This is a genomic window from Bradyrhizobium sp. Ken01, from assembly GCF_055807355.1.
On sequence record NZ_JBVVPC010000084.1, the window covers coordinates 1 to 15196 of the forward strand.

Sequence of the window (15196 nt, forward strand, 5' to 3'; positions counted from 1 at the left end):
GCCAAGGCACGCGATGCGCGCACCGCCTACGCCAATGCAACTTGACAACAGAGATAGTCGCTCACCCGTCTCGCCGCATTGCGGCGAGCCACCCTCTCCCGCAAGGGGAGAGGGAACAGCGGTCGCGTCGCGCAAACAGAACGCTACTCCTCGTCGTCCTTCTTCCGCAGCAGATCCGTCGCGAGGTCCGACAGCTTCGGCGGCGGCAGGGCCGCGAACGGCAGCGGCCGTGTGACGTCGATTGCGGCGAGGCCCAGCCGCGCCGTCAGCAATCCATTCAGCATGCCTTCGCCCAGTCGCTGCGACAGCTTCGCCGCAATACCGTGGCCGAGCATCTGCTGCACGAGGCTGTCGCTCGCCGCCATGCCGCCAGTGATGGCGAGATGGGCGATGACGTGGCGGAGCAGGCGGATCATGCCGAGCGCGCCGGGGCGGCCGCCGTAGAGAAAAGCGAGCTGGCGGATCAATCTGAGCGACGCCACGAACACGAACAACACGTCGATCAGCGCGCGGGGCGAAACCGCTGTCACGATCGAGACCTTTTGCGCGGCTGACGACACCAGCCGCCGCGCCTCGATGTCCAGCGGCGACATCAATTCACGCTCGGCGAGCCGGATCATGTCGGCGCCGTCGATGATTTCGCCGGCATGGCGTTCCAGCGTGGCGCGGGCGCGCGCGAGCTGCGGGTTCTGGTGCGCGATCTTGAGCAGATCCTGCACGATGATGCGGCTCTCCTTACGATCGTCGCTGGCAAGGACAGCGGCTGCGCGCTGATGCAGCTTTTCGATCGTTGCCAGCCGCGCCAGCCCGAACGCCTCGCGTCCGGTCACCACCGCGAGCGCAAGCGCGGTAACTGAGGCAAGCGCCAGTCCGACGAAGCCGAGGCTGTCGCTACGCGCAAACAGATCCTCGATCAGACGGACGACGCCTAGCCCGACCCCGAGCAGCGTCAGCCCGGCAACGCCGGACCAGAACAATGCGCCCCAGGGAAAGCCGCGCCGCGCCGGAAGCGTCGCTGCGATCGGCACCGGCAAGTTCGCCGGATCGGGCTCCGGCGTGATCTGGATGGTGGTGCGGCCGAGCCGGGCCGTTTCGTCGGACTCGGTAACGACGACGCCGGGGTCGTCGAGCCGGAACGTTGCCGGTCGCCGCGACTTCGATCGGTCGTTCATGACAATTTGTCTCCGAGCAGGAACTGCAGGGCACGGTCGAGGCGGATGTGAGGCAGCGCCGCCTGGTCGGCCCCCTCGCGTTCGATCTTTGGCGGACGGAAACGCAGGAAGCGAAAATCGCTCTTCCCGGCGGCCTCGGTCGAGAGCCCGCGGAACGCATCGGTGCCGTTGAACAGGGGTTCGGGATCGAGCGGGAGGTCGCCCGGAAAGGTCGCCACCTCGGTGTTGCCGTCGAAGAACTCGCCGCCGGCGCTTTCGCCTGCGGCCGGCGTTCCCAAAATCGACGGCAATTTGTCACGGCCATGCGCAACCTGCGCCTCGCGGGTAGCGCGGATGGCGGCAAGCGCGACGACGTCGATCTCCGCGCCGGTAGTTTCCGCGCGCGCCACGGCGCGGGTGACCGCGCGGCGCAGCACGGCCTCGAGCCGGTCGTGGCTGGAATGATGCAGATGGTCCGCCTTGGTCGCCGCGAACAGCACGCGGTCGATCCGCGGTCGGAACAGGCCGGAGAGGATCGTGCTGCGGCCGATGTTGAAGCAGTCGAGAATGCCCGCGAGTGCGGCTTCGAGATCGTGCAGCGCTTCAGGGCCGGCGTTGAACGCGGCGAGTGCGTCGGCCAGCACGATCTGGCGATCGAGCCGGGCAAAATGATCACGGAAGAACGGCCGCACCACGACGTCCTTGTAGGCTTCATAGCGGCGCACCATCATGGCCCACAGCGATCCCTCCGGCGCCTGGCCGCCCGCGCGCACGTCGAGCGGAGCAAAGGTCAGCGCCGGTGTGTCGGCGAGATTGCCCGGCATCAGGAAGCGGCCGGGTGGCAGCAGGCTCATCGCAAACCGCTCGTCGCGGCAACCTTGCAGATAGCCTCTGAAGAGCTTTGCGGCCGTCAGCGTCGCCTGCTCGTCCTCGCGCGCCTCGGGCTTGAGCGTTGCGAGATGCGCGTGCCAGTCCGCGGCAAGATGGACGCGCGGCGCCTCGCGCGACAGGGCGAGACTTTCGGCCGACCATTGCTCAAAACTCTTCTGGAGCAGCGGCAGGTCGAGCAGCCACTCGCCGGGATAGTCGACAATGTCGAGCGTCAGCGTGCGGTCGGCGCCGTTCTGGCGCTGGTAGTCGATGACGAGCCTGAGCTCGCTGATGTCGACAGTCGAGCTCGGCCAGCGCCGCTCCTCGATCAGCGCGCGCAGATGGCTCTCATAGGCGAAGCGCGGCACGGCGTCGTCCGGCTGCGGCGCCAGATGCGCCCGCGCGATCCGCCCGGATGAATAGGCCTCGAATACCGGAAAACGGCCGCCACGGGTGAGGCCGTGGATCAGCGCGGTGATGAACACCGTCTTGCCTGCCCGCGACAGGCCGGTGACCCCGAGCCGCACGGTCGGGTTGAAGAAGTGCTCGCCATAGTCGATCAGCGCCCTCGCCGACAGCCGCGCTTCTTCGACGATATCCTGGAAACTGAATGCCATTTGAACGTTAAGTGATCTCGGCGGGAGAAAATGTGTGACCGATCACAAAAGTGGCAATTGCGTGCGGAAAATCAAGCTTCATACTTCCACCTCCTTTGTCGGCAAATCAGCCGTTTGCAAATCGCCCGTTTGAACGACGCGCCGGTCCCGAAACACCCATACAAGAGGGTATTGTCTCACTTTGCGGATTGCCATGACCGTCTTTCAACTGAAACAGCTCGCATCCTCCTCCGTCCACGCAGCGGCCGACGCGGTCGGCTGGCATTACGACCGCGCCGAGCTGATCGCCGACGGCGTGATCCACGCGATCGGGGTGCTCTGCGGCATCGTCGCCGCGACCGTGCTGGTGGTGCTGACGGTGCTCTTTGCCGACGCGACCGACGTCGTCGGCGTCTCGATCTACGTCGCCGGCCTGCTCTCGATGCTGGTGTTGTCGGCGACCTATAATCTCTGGCCGGTCTCGCCGGCCAAATGGCTGCTGCGGCGCTTCGACCATTCGGCGATCTATCTCCTGATCGCGGCGACCTACACGCCGTTCATCCTGGAGGTGAAGGACAGTGCCTTCGCGGTGGTGCTGCTCGCCGGTGTCTGGTGCGTGGCGCTCCTCGGCATCGTGCTGAAACTTCTCTACCCCGGCCGGTTCGACCGCGTCGCGGTCGGCATCTATCTCGCCATGGGCTGGAGCGGCATCATGCTCTATGATTCCGTGGTCAAGGCGCTGCCCGCGCTGGTGCTGGGCTTCATCCTTGCGGGCGGACTGCTCTACAGCTTTGGCGTGATCTTCCATGCCTGGCGGCGGCTGCGCTTCCAGAATGCGATCTGGCACGGCTTTGTCTTGGCCGGTGCGGCGTGCCATTATACCGCGGTGCTCGACCTCGTGTTGAGCTGAGCAAGCTCCGCCAAGCGGAATAAGCCAAAGCGGTATAAGACAAGAGGAGACGTCGCATGCAGGTGACCGGCAAGGTCGTGGTCGTCACGGGCGGCGCCAACGGCATCGGTAAGGCGCTATGCGAGGCGTTTCACAAGGTGGGTGCGGCCAAGGTCGTCGTCGCCGACATGGACGCGGACAATGCGCGGACGGTCGCTGCCACGGTGGATGGCGCGGCCTTCAAATGCGATGTCGCGCAGGAAAAGGATATTTCCCACGTCATCGAGGAGACCGAGCGGCAGTTCGGCCCGATCGAGTTGTTTTGCTCCAATGCCGGCATCGGCGGCGGTTTCGATCCGATGTCGGTCAATGCCGGCGGCGCCTCGGATGAGCCGTGGCAGCGCAGCTGGGCGATTCACGTCATGGCGCATGTCTATGCGGCGCGGCATCTGATCCCGCGTATGAAGGCGCGCGGCGGCGGCTATTTCCTCAACACCATCTCGGCCGCAGGCCTGCTGTCGCAGGTCGGCAGTCCCGCTTACTCCACCACCAAGCATGCCGCGGTCGGCTTTGCCGAAAATCTGGCGATCTCGCACAAGGCGCACAACATCCGCGTCTCGATCCTCTGCCCGCAGGGCGTCGACACCAACATGCTGCGTTCGATTCCGAAGGGCCCGCAATCCGGCGACGGTGACCTCTCGCCCGAGCAGGTCGCCAAGGACGTGCTCGCCGGGCTCGAGCAGGAGACGTTCCTCATCCTGCCGCACCCGCAGGTGCTCGGCTACATGCGCAAGAAGACCGAGAACTACGACCGCTGGATCGGGGGCATGGCCAAGATCCAAGCGAAGATGCGGGAAGATTTCGGGACGTAGGGAAGGCGGGCGCCAACACTCGCTGTCGTCCCGGCGAAGGCCGGGACCCATAATCCCAGGGAGTAGTTGTTTGGCTCGGCCGTAAACTCCGAGTCCTCGTGACCACATCCGCCTGTGGGTAATGGGTCCCGGCCTTCGCCAGGACGACGCTGGTAGCTACGCCGCCGACCGCCCTTCGTCCTCCACCCGGCTCTGCCGCAAAGCCCGTGCATAGAGCATCATCCCTTCCCGCACCGTGCGCTGCTCGGCCTCCGTCAGCGCGGCCAGTGCGCCGCTCACCTGCTGCCGTCCGAACGCGTGCAGCGCCTCCAGCGTGCGGCGGCCCTTCGCCGTCAGCGACAGCAGCTTGCTGCGTGCATCGGCCTCGTCGGGCGTCTCCCGCAACTCACCGCAGTCGATCAGCTTGCGCACCAGGCGGCTGACGCTGGATTTCTCCAGCCGCAGGAAATCGCCGAGCTCCCCGGAGTTCATCGGGCCACGAATGCCGATCTCCAGGATCGTGTGCACGGCCGACGGCGGATAGTCCGATGCCGCCACCGTCGCGTCCATGAAGCCGAGCTCGCGCACCATCAGGCGCGAGGCCGCGCGAATGTCGTCGATCAGCGAAAGCCCGGTCATGCTTGACTCCGCGCACATGGTTGTATCATACAACTATATGCGCGCAACGGCGCGCGCAAGCGTTTTGGAGTGAGCCATGAGCGGAACTCTGCCGACGGGTGCGCGGATGAGGGGCAAGGTCTGTCTGGTGACGGGCGGCGGCAGCGGCATCGGCCGTGCGACGGCCTTGCGAATGGCGTCCGAAGGCGCGGAGGCGATTGTCTTGGCGGGCCGGCGCGAAGCCGAGATCGATGCCGCCGCCGCGGCGTGCCGCGAACTCGGTGCGGACGCCATCGCGATCAAGACCGACATCACGCGCGAGGACGATGTCGCGCGGCTCGTCAGCACCGCCATCGATCGCTGCGGCCGGCTCGACGTCGCCTTCAACAATGCCGGCTTCCAGGAGCGGCGCGCGCCGCTGGAAGAGCAGGGCATGGATGTCTATGACAGCGTGTTCGACACCAATGTCCGCGCGCTGTTCCTGTGCCTGCGCCATCAATTGCCGGTCATGCTCGCGAAAGGCCGCGGCAGCATCGTCGTCAACGCCTCCGTCAGCGGCGTGCGCAATCCCAATCCCGGCTTCTCGCTCTACTCGGCATCCAAAGCCGCGGCGATCTCGCTGACGCGCTCAGCCGCGATGGAGAACGCTCCACGCGGCATCCGCATCAACGCCATCGCCCCCGGCCGCGTCGTCACCGACATGATGCTGCGCGCCGGTGTCGGCGATGTCGCAACCGTCAGCGCGGGCCTGCCGCTGCGGCGGATGGGGAGCCCGGAGGAGGTGGCCGAGGCGGTGGTGTGGCTATCGTCCGACGCGTCGTCCTATGTCGTCGGGCATGTGCTGGCGGCGGACGGAGGATTCTTGGCGTCTTAGATTTGCGCGTATTGGCCAAAAACCTGTGTCGTCCCGGCGAAGGCCGGGACTCATAACCCCAGGGAGACGTTTGATGAAGATTGGTTGTTCGGATTGGCGCCGCGCACAATCGATGAATCGCGCGGTATGGGTCCCGGCCCCCGTGCGCAATTGCGCACTAGGCCGGGACGACGCGGTCAATGCTTCTGCCCGTACAGCACCGGCACCGCCGAATCCACGATGACCTCGACGAGGCTGGTCCCTTCGAATGCCATCCCGCGCTTCAGCGCTTCCCGGAGCTCCGCCGCCTTCGTTACCCGCACCGCATGGCAACCCATGCCCTCGGCGAGCCGGACGAAATCGATGCCCGGCAGTTCGAGTCCCGGCACGTTCCTCACCTGCATCACCTGGCTGAATGAGCGCATCGCGCCATAGCCGGAATTGTTGATGACGACGATGGTGAGCGGCAGCTTGCGCTGCGCGGCGGTCCACAGCGCCTGGATCGAATACATCGCCGAGCCGTCACCGATCAGGCACACCGTGCGGCTCTTTGGTTTGCCGAGCGCCATGCCGACCGCGGCGGGCAGCGAGTAACCGAGGCCGCCGCTCGCCATGGTGTAAAAACTGTCCTGGCCGCGCATCGGCATGAACTTTTGCATCGCCGGCCGGTGCGAGGGAATTTCCTCGACCAGCGACGCGCCGTCCGGCATGGCCTGCGACAGCGAATGCAGCAGGAATTCGACCGGCAGTGGATCCGCGGCCTGCGGGGCCGGCGGCAGCGTTCGCCCCTTCGGTGCCGCGCGCTTGCTCTCCGGCAGGAGGTCGAGCAGCATTGCGAGCGCCGGCTTCATCGTCGCGATGATGCTGGTTCCGACCGGCGTCACCGCCGCAGCATCCGGGTCATCGGTGATCTGGAAGAGCGTCGCGCCGCCGTCGAAGATCGCGGCGTGGCCTTCGACATGGAAGGTGAACACGGGCGCGCCGATCACGACGACGAGGTCGTGCTCGCGCAGCGCGTCCGACAATTGCGCCGGCGAGGCATGCAGGAAGCCCGCGAATTGGGGATGGCGTTCCGGGAACGAGCAGCGCGCCGAAAACGGGCTGACCCAGACGCTGGCCCTGGCCTTCTCGGCCACGCGCACCATCAAATCGACCGCGCCGGCGCGATCGACGCCGGGGCCGACGACGAGGGCAGCGTGCTTGGCCGAACCGAGCGCGGCGACCAGCGCGGTCATCGCGTCAGCCTCGGGCCCGATCTCGCGGCTGACCTTGCGGGCTTCGACGGGAGCTGCCGCATGCGCCCAGTCGTCGACCGGGATCGAGACGAAGGTCGGCCCGCATGGCGGCTGCATCGCGGTGTAATAGGCGCGCGCAATCGCGGCCGGCACGTCCTCGGGCCGCGCCGGCTCCACGCTGTACTTCACATAAGGCCGTGGGAATTCGGATGCACGCTCCGCATAGAGGAACGCCTGCAACGGGAGGATCGAGCGCGCCTGCTGGCCGGCGGTGATCACCAGCGGCGTCTGGTTGCGATGCGCGGTATAGATGTTGCCGAGCGCGTTGCCGACGCCGGCGGCCGAATGCAGATTGACGAAGCCGGCATTGCGCGTCGCCTGCGCGTAACCGTCGGCCATGCCGACCGCGCTCGCTTCCTGCAGCGCCAGCACGTAGTCGATATCGTCGGGCCAGTCGCTCAGGAACGGCAGCTCGGTCGAGCCGGGATTGCCGAAGACGCATCTGATGCCGAAGGAGCGCAGCAGGTCGAGCGTCGCCTGCTTGACGGTGACGGATTTGCTGCCGCTCTTGCCGTTCTTCGCCATGATTTCCGTTCCCTGATGTTTATCGGCTATCAGCCCCACCGTCATTGCGAGGAGCCCCTGCGACGAAGCAATCCAGACTGTTACCGCCGAGGGACTCTGGATTGCTTCGCTACGCTCGCAATGACGAGGAGGAAGCAGCAGTGTATCACCACACCGCCGTCCCCTTCATGGTCGGCTGCCCCTCCGCGTTCGCGGTCCACAGCTCCATGCCATCAGCGGTCTCGTTGGCGTTGATGGAGAACTCGCTGCCTTCGAACAGCGGCTGCACCCCGCGATACGAAAACTTCTTCGGAGCCTTGCCGCCGCGCAGCTTCGCGGCCATCTCGATGATGAACGTGGCCTGCAACGGTCCGTGGAAGATCAAGCCCGGATAGCCCTCGACCTTGGTGACGTAGTCGCGGTCGTAATGGATGCGGTGGCCGTTGAAGGTCAGCGCGGAATACCGAAACAGCAGCACGGGATCGGAGACATGGGTCTCGCGATGCTGCGCCTTCGATGGCGGAGGCGGGGCCTTTGCCGGCGCGGACGTCGTCGTCATCTCGCGATAGACGATGTCCTGCCGCTCGCGGATGGCGATGCCGCGCGGCGAGGAGATGCTGTGCTCGACCGAGACGAAGCACAGCGTGCCGGTCGAGCCTGATTTCACCTGTACGTCGGCAATGCGCGAGGTCCGCGTCGATTCATCGCCGACGCGCAACGGCTGCAGGAACTCGATCTCGCCGCCGGCCCACATCCGGCGCGGCAGCGGCACCGGCGGCAGGAAGCCGCCGCGGGTGGGGTGGCCGTCGGGCCCGAGCATCGACATCGGAAACACCGGCTGCGCCAGGCACCAATGCACCGTGAACGGCGCTGCATCGCCGGCCTTGGGCGAACCGACCTCCTGGAACAGCGTCGCGCGCAGACCCTTCACGAGCTGCGCGGTGACGGTGTCGGTGGCCTCTTCGCTGCGGCCGATCCACTGCCTGAGATGATCGATGTCGAGCTTCTCGGTCATGATGCCTCGCTCTTACTGTTACGATTTTTTGGCCGGTCGTTCGCCGATCCCTGGCACCGCGCCATAGCTGCGCGTCTCACCGACAATGATCGGCGCCGGCGCGGGATAGCTGACACGTCCTTGCGGGGTGTCGACCTCGATGCGGCGCAGATGCGGATGCTTGGTGAGGTCGGCCATGGTGTTGACCTCGGCAAAGGCGATGTCGGCGTCGGACAGCCGCTTGAGCAGCTCGTCGCGCGTCATCTTGCCGAAGGCATCCGCGACCGTCTTGTCGGTGAAGTCGCGGTTGCGCACGCGCTCGACCATGTTGGCAACGCGCGGGTCTGCGGGCAGATCCGGCTGGTCCAGCACCTTTGCGCAGAGCGTCTTCCACTCGCGCTCGCTCTGGATCGAGATCAGAATGTCCTTGCCATCGCTGGACGTGAACACGCCATAGGGCGCGATCGAGGGATGGCGAAGCCCCATGCGCTTGGGCGGGTTACCGGCTTCCGAGTTGAGCAGCGGAACGGTGCACCAGTCCGCCATCACGTCGAACATGGAGATGCGGATGTCGGCGCCCTTGCCGGTGCGCCCGCGCCCGATCAGCGCCTCGAGGATCGCCGCATGCGCGGTGGCGCCGGTCGCGACGTCGACGATGGACATGCCGACCCGCGAGGCGCCGTCGGGATTGCCGGTGATCGAGGCAAGGCCGCTCTCGGCCTGGATCAGCAGATCATAAGCCTTGCGGTGCGCATAGGGGCCCTCGTCGCCATAGCCGGTGATCGTGCACGAGATCAGCCTGGGATAATCCTTCAGCAGCCGCTCGCGCGAAAAGCCGAGCTTGTCCATCGAGCCCGGCTTGAGGTTCTGGATCAGCACGTCGGCGCTCGCGATCAGCCTCTCCAGCTCGGCGCAGCCTTCCTTGGTGGCGAGATCGACCACCGCCGATTGCTTGCCGCGGTTGAGCCACACGAAGTAGCTGCTCTGGCCCTTGGCCGCCGCGTCATAGCCGCGGGCGAAATCGCCTTCGGGCCGCTCGATCTTGATGACCTCCGCGCCGGCATCCGCCAGCCGCGACGAGCAGAACGGCGCTGCCACCGCCTGCTCGACCGCAATCACCCTGATCCCGTCAAGTGCTCCCATGATGCTGCCTCAGTACGAACGGGGCATGCCGAGCACGTGCTCGGCGATGAAGGACAGCACGAGGTTGGTCGAGATCGGCGCCACCTGATAGAGCCGCGTCTCGCGGAATTTGCGCTCCACGTCGTATTCCTCGGCAAATCCAAAGCCGCCATGGGTCTGGACGCAGGCATTGGCCGCTTCCCACGACGCGTCGGCCGCGAGCATCTTGGCCATGTTGGCCTCCGCGCCGCAGTCGAGCCCGGCCTCGTATTTGCGCGTGGCTTCCTTGACCATCAGCTCGGCCGCGCGCATCGCGGCGTAGGCCTTGGCGATCGGAAACTGGATGCCTTGATTCTGGCCGATCGGCCGGCCGAAAACGCTGCGCTCCTTGGCGTAGTTGGTGGCCTTTGCGATGAACCATTTGGCATCGCCGACGCATTCGGCCGCGATCAGGATGCGCTCGGCATTCATGCCGGAGAGAATGTAGCGAAAGCCCTTGCCCTCTTCGCCAATCAGATTCTCCGCCGGCACCTTCATGTCGGTAAAGAACACTTCGGTGGTGGCGTGGTTCATCATCGTGCGGATCGGGCGGATCTCGAGGCCCTTGTTCTTGGCCTCGCGCATGTCGACGATGAACACCGAAAGACCATCCGTGCGCTTCTTGACCTGGTCCTTCGGGGTGGTGCGCGCCAGCAGCAGCATCAGGTCGGAATGCTCAGCGCGGCTGGTCCAGATTTTCTGGCCGTTGACGATGTAGCCGGCATTGCCGTCCTTGCGTGCGAAGGTCTTCAGCGAGGTCGTGTCGGTGCCGCTGGTCGGCTCGGTGACGCCGAAGGCCTGCAGCCGCAATTCGCCGCTCGCGACCTTCGGCAGATATTTTGCCTTCTGCTCGTCATTGCCGTGCCGCAGCACGGTGCCCATCGTGTACATCTGGGCGTGGCAGCCGCCGCCGTTGCAGCCCGCGCGCTGGATCTCTTCGAGGATCGCCGCGGCCGCTGAAAGCTTCAAGCCCGCGCCGCCATACTCCTCGGGGATCAGCACCGAGAGATAACCGGCCTCGGTCAGCGCGTCGACGAAGGCCTTGGGGTAGGCCATCTCACGGTCGAGCTTGCGCCAGTATTCGCCGGGAAACTGCGCGCACAGCTTTGCGACGGCTTCGCGGATGTCGGCGTGATCTTCGGTGTGGTGGTCTTCACTCATGGGGTTTCCCGTATGTGCGGCAGTTAGGATAACGCCGGCCGATCCTCTGGCGTTGTGAAAACAATGCCAGCCCCCTATGCTCATTTGCTATAGCGTATGGAGCAGCCTTCCAGGATTGGCAAGCATGGATTTCCGTCAGCTCAGGACCTTCAGTTGCGTGGCGGAGCTCGGCAGCCTCTCCAAGGCGTCCGATACGTTGCGTGTGGCGCAGCCGGCGCTCTCCAGGCAGATCAAGCTGCTGGAACACGAGCTGCGCACGGACTTGTTCACCCGCAATGGCCGCGGCATGGTGCTCACGGATGCCGGCCGCCTGTTGCTGGCGCGCACCTCGGGCATCGTGCGGCAGATCGACCAGATCCGCGACGACATCCAGTCCTCCAAGGGGCCGCCATCGGGCCAGGTCGTGCTCGGCCTGGTCCCGACCGTGAGCTGCGTGCTGTCGGCGCGCTTTGCGCGGCGCTGCGTCGAAAAATTCCCCGGCATTTCGCTGCGCATCGTCGAGAGCTACAGCGGCCATCTGGTCGAATGGCTGCATCGCGGCGAGATGGATCTCGCCATCCTCTACGGCCGCTCCGCCGATCTGCATCTCAACGTCGAGAGCTTGGGGCGCGACAACATCGTCGCGGTGGGTCCGCGCGGTTGTGGCTTGGCGCGCAAGAAGAGCGTCGATGTCGGCTGGCTGCTGCGGCAACGGCTGGTGCTGCCGAGTCATTCCCACGGTCTCCGTGCGCTGATCGAGCACGCGGCGGCGCAACGCAAGATCAAGCTCAACGTCCAGCTCGAGGCGGATTCGTTCCGCGTGCTCACGAGCCTCGTCGAGGAAGGCCTCGGCTTCGCGCTGCTGCCGCCCTCGTCGGTCCACGCCGAGGTCGCGGACGGGCGGCTGGAAACGGCTCTCGTCTCGAAGCCGATGACGCGCGAGCTCATATTTGCCTCTCCGATCGACCGTCCGGTCTCGACGGCCTCGGTCGCCGTCACCGCCCTCCTGCGCGAGGAAGTCGCCGCCTGCCGCAAGGAAGGCGTGTGGGACATCAAGTTGAGCTAGATGTGCCGGTGTCGTAGACCAGTCGCGCGCGATCTCGCCTTCGCATCTCGCGCGAGCTGTCATGCCGAAATTTTATAGCTGGGGAGGAGTCGCCCGCTCTTAATCCACCCTCGGTGTCATTGCCCGCGAAGGCGGGCAATCCAGTATTCCAGAGGCCGCAGTGCTTGAGCCGAGAAGCCGCGGCTTACTGGATGCCCCGCCTGCGCGGGGCATGACAGTGGGGCCTACCCCGGAATCCTCACCGGCAGTGACTCATACCCCTTGATGAAGCTCGAATAGATCCGCTTGGGCTCGCCGACCACTTCGATGCGGTCGAAGCGCTTCAGCATCTCTTCCCAGACGATCTTGAGCTGGAGCTCGGCGAGGCGCATGCCGACGCAGCGGTGGATGCCGAAGCCGAAGGAGAGGTGGGTGCGCGGCCGCGGCCGGTCGATGATGAACTCGTTCGGCTTCTCGAACATCTCCTCGTCGCGGTTGCCCGAGACGTACCACATCACGACGCGGTCGCCCTTCTTGATGTGCTTGCCGCCAACTTCAGTGTCCTGCAGCGCGGTGCGGCGCATATGCGCGAGCGGGGTCTGCCAGCGGATCACTTCGGGCACCATGGAATCGATCAGTTCCGGGTTGGCGCGCAGCCTGTCGTATTGCTCCGGGTTCTCGTTCAGCGCCAGCACCGAGCCCGTCATGGTGTTGCGCGTGGTGTCGTTGCCGCCGACGATGAGCAGGATGATGTTGCCCATGAGATTGTCGGGGTCCATGAACCGCGTGGCGTCGTTATGCGCCATCAGCGACAGCAAATCGTTGCGCGGCGCGGAGTTGACGCGCTCGTTCCAGAGCTTGGACATGTAGGCATAGCATTCGTCCATCTCGCGGCGGCGCTCTTCGGCGGAAGCAACAATGCCGCTCTTGGGCAGCGCGGTCGCGACATCGGACCAGCGCGTCAGCTTGCGCCGTTCTTCCCAGGGGAAGTCGAGCAGGGTGGCCAGCATCTGCGTCGTCAGCTCGATCGAGACGCGCTCGACGAAATTGAAGGTCTCGTTGCGCGGCAGATTGTCGAGCACGGTCTGCGAGCGCTGGCGAATCAGTTTTGCCAGTTCGTCCAGATGCGTCGGCGTGAACATCGGCGACACCGTCTTGCGCTGCGACGAATGACGCGGCTGGTCCATGGCGATGAAGCTCGGCCAGTCGTAACCTTCCGGCACGTCGCGGATTCCGATGCCGCCGAGCGTCGAATCGGAGGAGAACAGGCCGTGGTTGGTGTCGACATGCATGATGTCGTTGTACTTCACCACCGACCAATACGGCTCGATCGGCGCGTTGGTGCAGTAATGCACCGGCTCTTCCTTGCGCAGCCGCTCGAACCACGGCCACAGGGTGTCGTCCTGGAACAGCCTGGGCGCGCCGGGGTGGAATTGCGCCAGCGGTGTCGCATAGGCCTCCTCGCGGGCCCGGCGCATGCGTTCGGCCTTGTCCACTTGAACCGGCGCTTGGATGTTCATGGTGGTTTGCTCCAGTTGATTTTCTAACCTATCCCGCTTGCGGGAGAGGTCGGCGCGCAGCCCCGGGTGAGGGCTTTTTCCTCTTGGGGGCTCTCGATTAGGGAGGCACCCTCTCCCCAACCCTCCCCCGCAAGCGGGGGAGGGGGCGTAGCTTCCCCGTGGATTTCACTCTGGCTCATCGCCCTAAGCCGCGATCTTCACCGGCAAGCTTTCGAGACCCTTCACGAAACTCGAATAGACCCGCTTGGGTTCGCCGACCACCTCGATATGGTCGAAGCGCTTGAGGATCTCTTCCCAGATAATCTTGAGCTGGAGTTCGGCAAGCCGCAAGCCGACGCAGCGGTGGATGCCGAAACCGAACGAGAGATGCGTGCGCGGCCGCGCGCGGTCAATGATGAATTCGTAGGGCTTTTCGATCGCGTCGGCGTCGCGGTTGCCCGAGACGTACCACATCACGACCTTGTCACCTTTCTTGATCTGCTTGCCGCGGAACTCGAAGTCCGCAAGCGCGGTGCGCCGCATATGGGCCAGCGGTGTCTGCCAGCGGATCACTTCCGGCACGAAGCTATCGAGCAGCGCGGGGTTTTCGCGCAGCTTGCGATATTGCTCCGGATGCTGGCTCAGCGCGTCGAGCGAACCGGACATGGTGTTGCGGGTGGTGTCGTTGCCGCCGACGATCAGAAGGATCAGATTGCCGAGGAAGTTCTTCGCGTCCATGTCGCGCGTCGCGGCACCATGCGCCATCATCGACAACAGGTCGCTCTTCGGCGGCTGCTCGATCCGTTCCTTCCACAATCGCGTGAAATAGCCGGCGCATTCCGTCAGCTCGGCTTGACGCTCGTCTTCGGTGGCGACGAGGCCGTCGGGTCCGGGAATGGTGGTCGCGATGTCCGACCAGCGCGTCAGCTTGCGGCGGTCCTCCCAGGGAAAGTCGAACAGCACGGCGAGCATCTGCGTGGTGAGCTCGATCGAGACGCGGTCGACCCAGTCGAACACCTCGCCACGCGGCAGATTGTCCAGGCACTCGGCCGAACGCTTGCGGATGCTCAGCGCCAGATTGTCCAGATGCGTCGGCGTGAACATCGGCGCCACGGTCTTGCGCTGCGCCGCGTGACGCGGCGGGTCCATCGAGATGAAGCTCTCGCGGCGCAGTTCCGGATCGATGTCGCGGATGGTGATGCCGCCGAGCGAGGAGGCCGAGGAGAACACCGAATGGTTGGTCTCGATCTCCATGATGTCGTTGTAGCGCGTCACCGACCAATACGGCCCGAACATCGAGTCCTTGCAATAGTGCACGGGATCTTCGCGGCGCAGGCGATCGAAATAGGGCCAGAACGTATCGGTTCTGAACAGCTCGGGATCGCCCGGATCGAACTGCTCCAGCGGCAGTGATGTGGCGCGTGCGCGTAACGCGTCGAGCTTCGCCGCGCTTTCGATGGTCCCATGCATGACCGCTCTCCCTGAGCTGACCGCGCGTTCTCGTTGAATTCTGCGCTGCGGTATTTGATTTGCAATTACAGCCGGTTGTCTGCGCCGGAGCAAGGGCGAGTTTTGCCACATGGGTGTGTTGTAGCCCGGATGGAGCGAAGCGTAATCCGGGATTCAGGCGGCCATTGCCGCTGTCCCGGATTACGCTGCGCTCCATCCGGGCTTCTGTAACGGGCCTTGGTTAGTCAATCCCTTTTTGCGGCATCCTCTCGCCGGGAACC

General features: G+C 65.1%; 13 protein-coding genes. 4 read left to right on the top strand and 9 right to left on the bottom strand.

What is annotated here, in order from left to right; all coding sequences use genetic code 11:
- Window positions 1-143: 143 nt before the first annotated feature.
- Complete coding sequence (locus tag AC0L3S_RS37615; protein WP_473284902.1) at window positions 144-1172, bottom strand: YcjF family protein; 1029 nt, start codon at window positions 1170-1172, stop codon at window positions 144-146.
- Window positions 1169-2638, bottom strand: coding sequence for a YcjX family GTP-binding protein (locus tag AC0L3S_RS37620; protein WP_473284904.1), 1470 nt, complete (start codon window positions 2636-2638; stop codon window positions 1169-1171). The genes AC0L3S_RS37615 and AC0L3S_RS37620 overlap by 4 nt, the downstream gene beginning before the upstream one ends.
- 193 nt (window positions 2639-2831) lie before the next feature.
- Here AC0L3S_RS37620 and trhA point away from each other — a divergent pair, with 193 nt between their 5' ends.
- Both trhA and AC0L3S_RS37630 read left to right on the top strand, forming a co-directional pair.
- Entirely contained in the window at window positions 2832-3527 is a 696-nt protein-coding gene (trhA, locus tag AC0L3S_RS37625; RefSeq protein WP_473284906.1) for a PAQR family membrane homeostasis protein TrhA, read from the top strand.
- 56 nt (window positions 3528-3583) lie between these two features.
- On the top strand, window positions 3584-4378 hold the full coding sequence (locus AC0L3S_RS37630) for an SDR family oxidoreductase (RefSeq protein WP_473284908.1): 795 nt from the start codon (window positions 3584-3586) through the stop codon (window positions 4376-4378).
- Window positions 4379-4534: 156 nt separating this feature from the next.
- Here AC0L3S_RS37630 and AC0L3S_RS37635 read toward each other — a convergent pair whose 3' ends face one another.
- Entirely contained in the window at window positions 4535-4996 is a 462-nt protein-coding gene (locus AC0L3S_RS37635) for a MarR family winged helix-turn-helix transcriptional regulator (protein WP_473284910.1), read from the bottom strand.
- Window positions 4997-5072: 76 nt separating this feature from the next.
- Between AC0L3S_RS37635 and AC0L3S_RS37640 the strand changes: the two genes are divergently transcribed.
- Entirely contained in the window at window positions 5073-5849 is a 777-nt protein-coding gene (locus AC0L3S_RS37640; RefSeq protein WP_473284912.1) for an SDR family NAD(P)-dependent oxidoreductase, read from the top strand.
- Window positions 5850-6025: 176 nt separating this feature from the next.
- Here AC0L3S_RS37640 and mdlC read toward each other — a convergent pair whose 3' ends face one another.
- From mdlC to AC0L3S_RS37660, 4 genes are all read right to left on the bottom strand, one after another.
- A complete protein-coding gene (gene mdlC, locus AC0L3S_RS37645; RefSeq protein WP_473284914.1) occupies window positions 6026-7648 on the bottom strand; it encodes a benzoylformate decarboxylase in 1623 nt (540 codons plus the stop codon).
- A gap of 145 nt (window positions 7649-7793) precedes the next feature.
- Window positions 7794-8642, bottom strand: coding sequence for an HTD2 family dehydratase (locus AC0L3S_RS37650; protein WP_473284916.1), 849 nt, complete (start codon window positions 8640-8642; stop codon window positions 7794-7796).
- A gap of 18 nt (window positions 8643-8660) precedes the next feature.
- Window positions 8661-9764: a CaiB/BaiF CoA transferase family protein gene (locus AC0L3S_RS37655; RefSeq protein ID WP_473284918.1), complete on the bottom strand. Its 1104-nt coding sequence runs from the start codon at window positions 9762-9764 to the stop codon at window positions 8661-8663.
- 9 nt (window positions 9765-9773) lie between these two features.
- Window positions 9774-10943 (bottom strand): acyl-CoA dehydrogenase family protein, encoded by a 1170-nt coding sequence (locus AC0L3S_RS37660; RefSeq protein WP_473265779.1) that lies wholly within the window; start codon window positions 10941-10943, stop codon window positions 9774-9776.
- A 124-nt stretch (window positions 10944-11067) separates the two neighbouring features.
- Here AC0L3S_RS37660 and AC0L3S_RS37665 point away from each other — a divergent pair, with 124 nt between their 5' ends.
- Window positions 11068-11988, top strand: a complete 921-nt coding sequence (locus tag AC0L3S_RS37665; RefSeq protein WP_473284920.1) for a LysR substrate-binding domain-containing protein — start codon at window positions 11068-11070, stop codon at window positions 11986-11988.
- Window positions 11989-12212: 224 nt separating this feature from the next.
- Here AC0L3S_RS37665 and AC0L3S_RS37670 read toward each other — a convergent pair whose 3' ends face one another.
- Both AC0L3S_RS37670 and AC0L3S_RS37675 read right to left on the bottom strand, forming a co-directional pair.
- Window positions 12213-13487: a cytochrome P450 gene (locus AC0L3S_RS37670; protein ID WP_473284922.1), complete on the bottom strand. Its 1275-nt coding sequence runs from the start codon at window positions 13485-13487 to the stop codon at window positions 12213-12215.
- Window positions 13488-13670: 183 nt separating this feature from the next.
- Window positions 13671-14936 (bottom strand): cytochrome P450, encoded by a 1266-nt coding sequence (locus AC0L3S_RS37675; RefSeq protein WP_027520215.1) that lies wholly within the window; start codon window positions 14934-14936, stop codon window positions 13671-13673.
- Window positions 14937-15196 lie beyond the last annotated feature (260 nt).

Excerpts from the sequence above, each read along its gene's own strand:
- mdlC (WP_473284914.1), bottom strand. The coding sequence starts at position 7,648 with ATGGCGAAGAACGGCAAGAGCGGCAGCAAATCCGTCACCGTCAAGCAG.
- AC0L3S_RS37635 (WP_473284910.1), bottom strand. The coding sequence starts at position 4,996 with ATGACCGGGCTTTCGCTGATCGACGACATTCGCGCGGCCTCGCGCCTG.
- AC0L3S_RS37675 (WP_027520215.1), bottom strand. The coding sequence starts at position 14,936 with ATGCATGGGACCATCGAAAGCGCGGCGAAGCTCGACGCGTTACGCGCA.
- AC0L3S_RS37640 (WP_473284912.1), top strand. The coding sequence starts at position 5,073 with ATGAGCGGAACTCTGCCGACGGGTGCGCGGATGAGGGGCAAGGTCTGT.
- trhA (WP_473284906.1), top strand. The coding sequence starts at position 2,832 with ATGACCGTCTTTCAACTGAAACAGCTCGCATCCTCCTCCGTCCACGCA.
- AC0L3S_RS37620 (WP_473284904.1), bottom strand. The coding sequence starts at position 2,638 with ATGGCATTCAGTTTCCAGGATATCGTCGAAGAAGCGCGGCTGTCGGCG.
- AC0L3S_RS37660 (WP_473265779.1), bottom strand. The coding sequence starts at position 10,943 with ATGAGTGAAGACCACCACACCGAAGATCACGCCGACATCCGCGAAGCC.
- AC0L3S_RS37655 (WP_473284918.1), bottom strand. The coding sequence starts at position 9,764 with ATGGGAGCACTTGACGGGATCAGGGTGATTGCGGTCGAGCAGGCGGTG.
- AC0L3S_RS37670 (WP_473284922.1), bottom strand. The coding sequence starts at position 13,487 with ATGAACATCCAAGCGCCGGTTCAAGTGGACAAGGCCGAACGCATGCGC.
- AC0L3S_RS37615 (WP_473284902.1), bottom strand. The coding sequence starts at position 1,172 with ATGAACGACCGATCGAAGTCGCGGCGACCGGCAACGTTCCGGCTCGAC.
- AC0L3S_RS37665 (WP_473284920.1), top strand. The coding sequence starts at position 11,068 with ATGGATTTCCGTCAGCTCAGGACCTTCAGTTGCGTGGCGGAGCTCGGC.
- AC0L3S_RS37650 (WP_473284916.1), bottom strand. The coding sequence starts at position 8,642 with ATGACCGAGAAGCTCGACATCGATCATCTCAGGCAGTGGATCGGCCGC.
- AC0L3S_RS37630 (WP_473284908.1), top strand. The coding sequence starts at position 3,584 with ATGCAGGTGACCGGCAAGGTCGTGGTCGTCACGGGCGGCGCCAACGGC.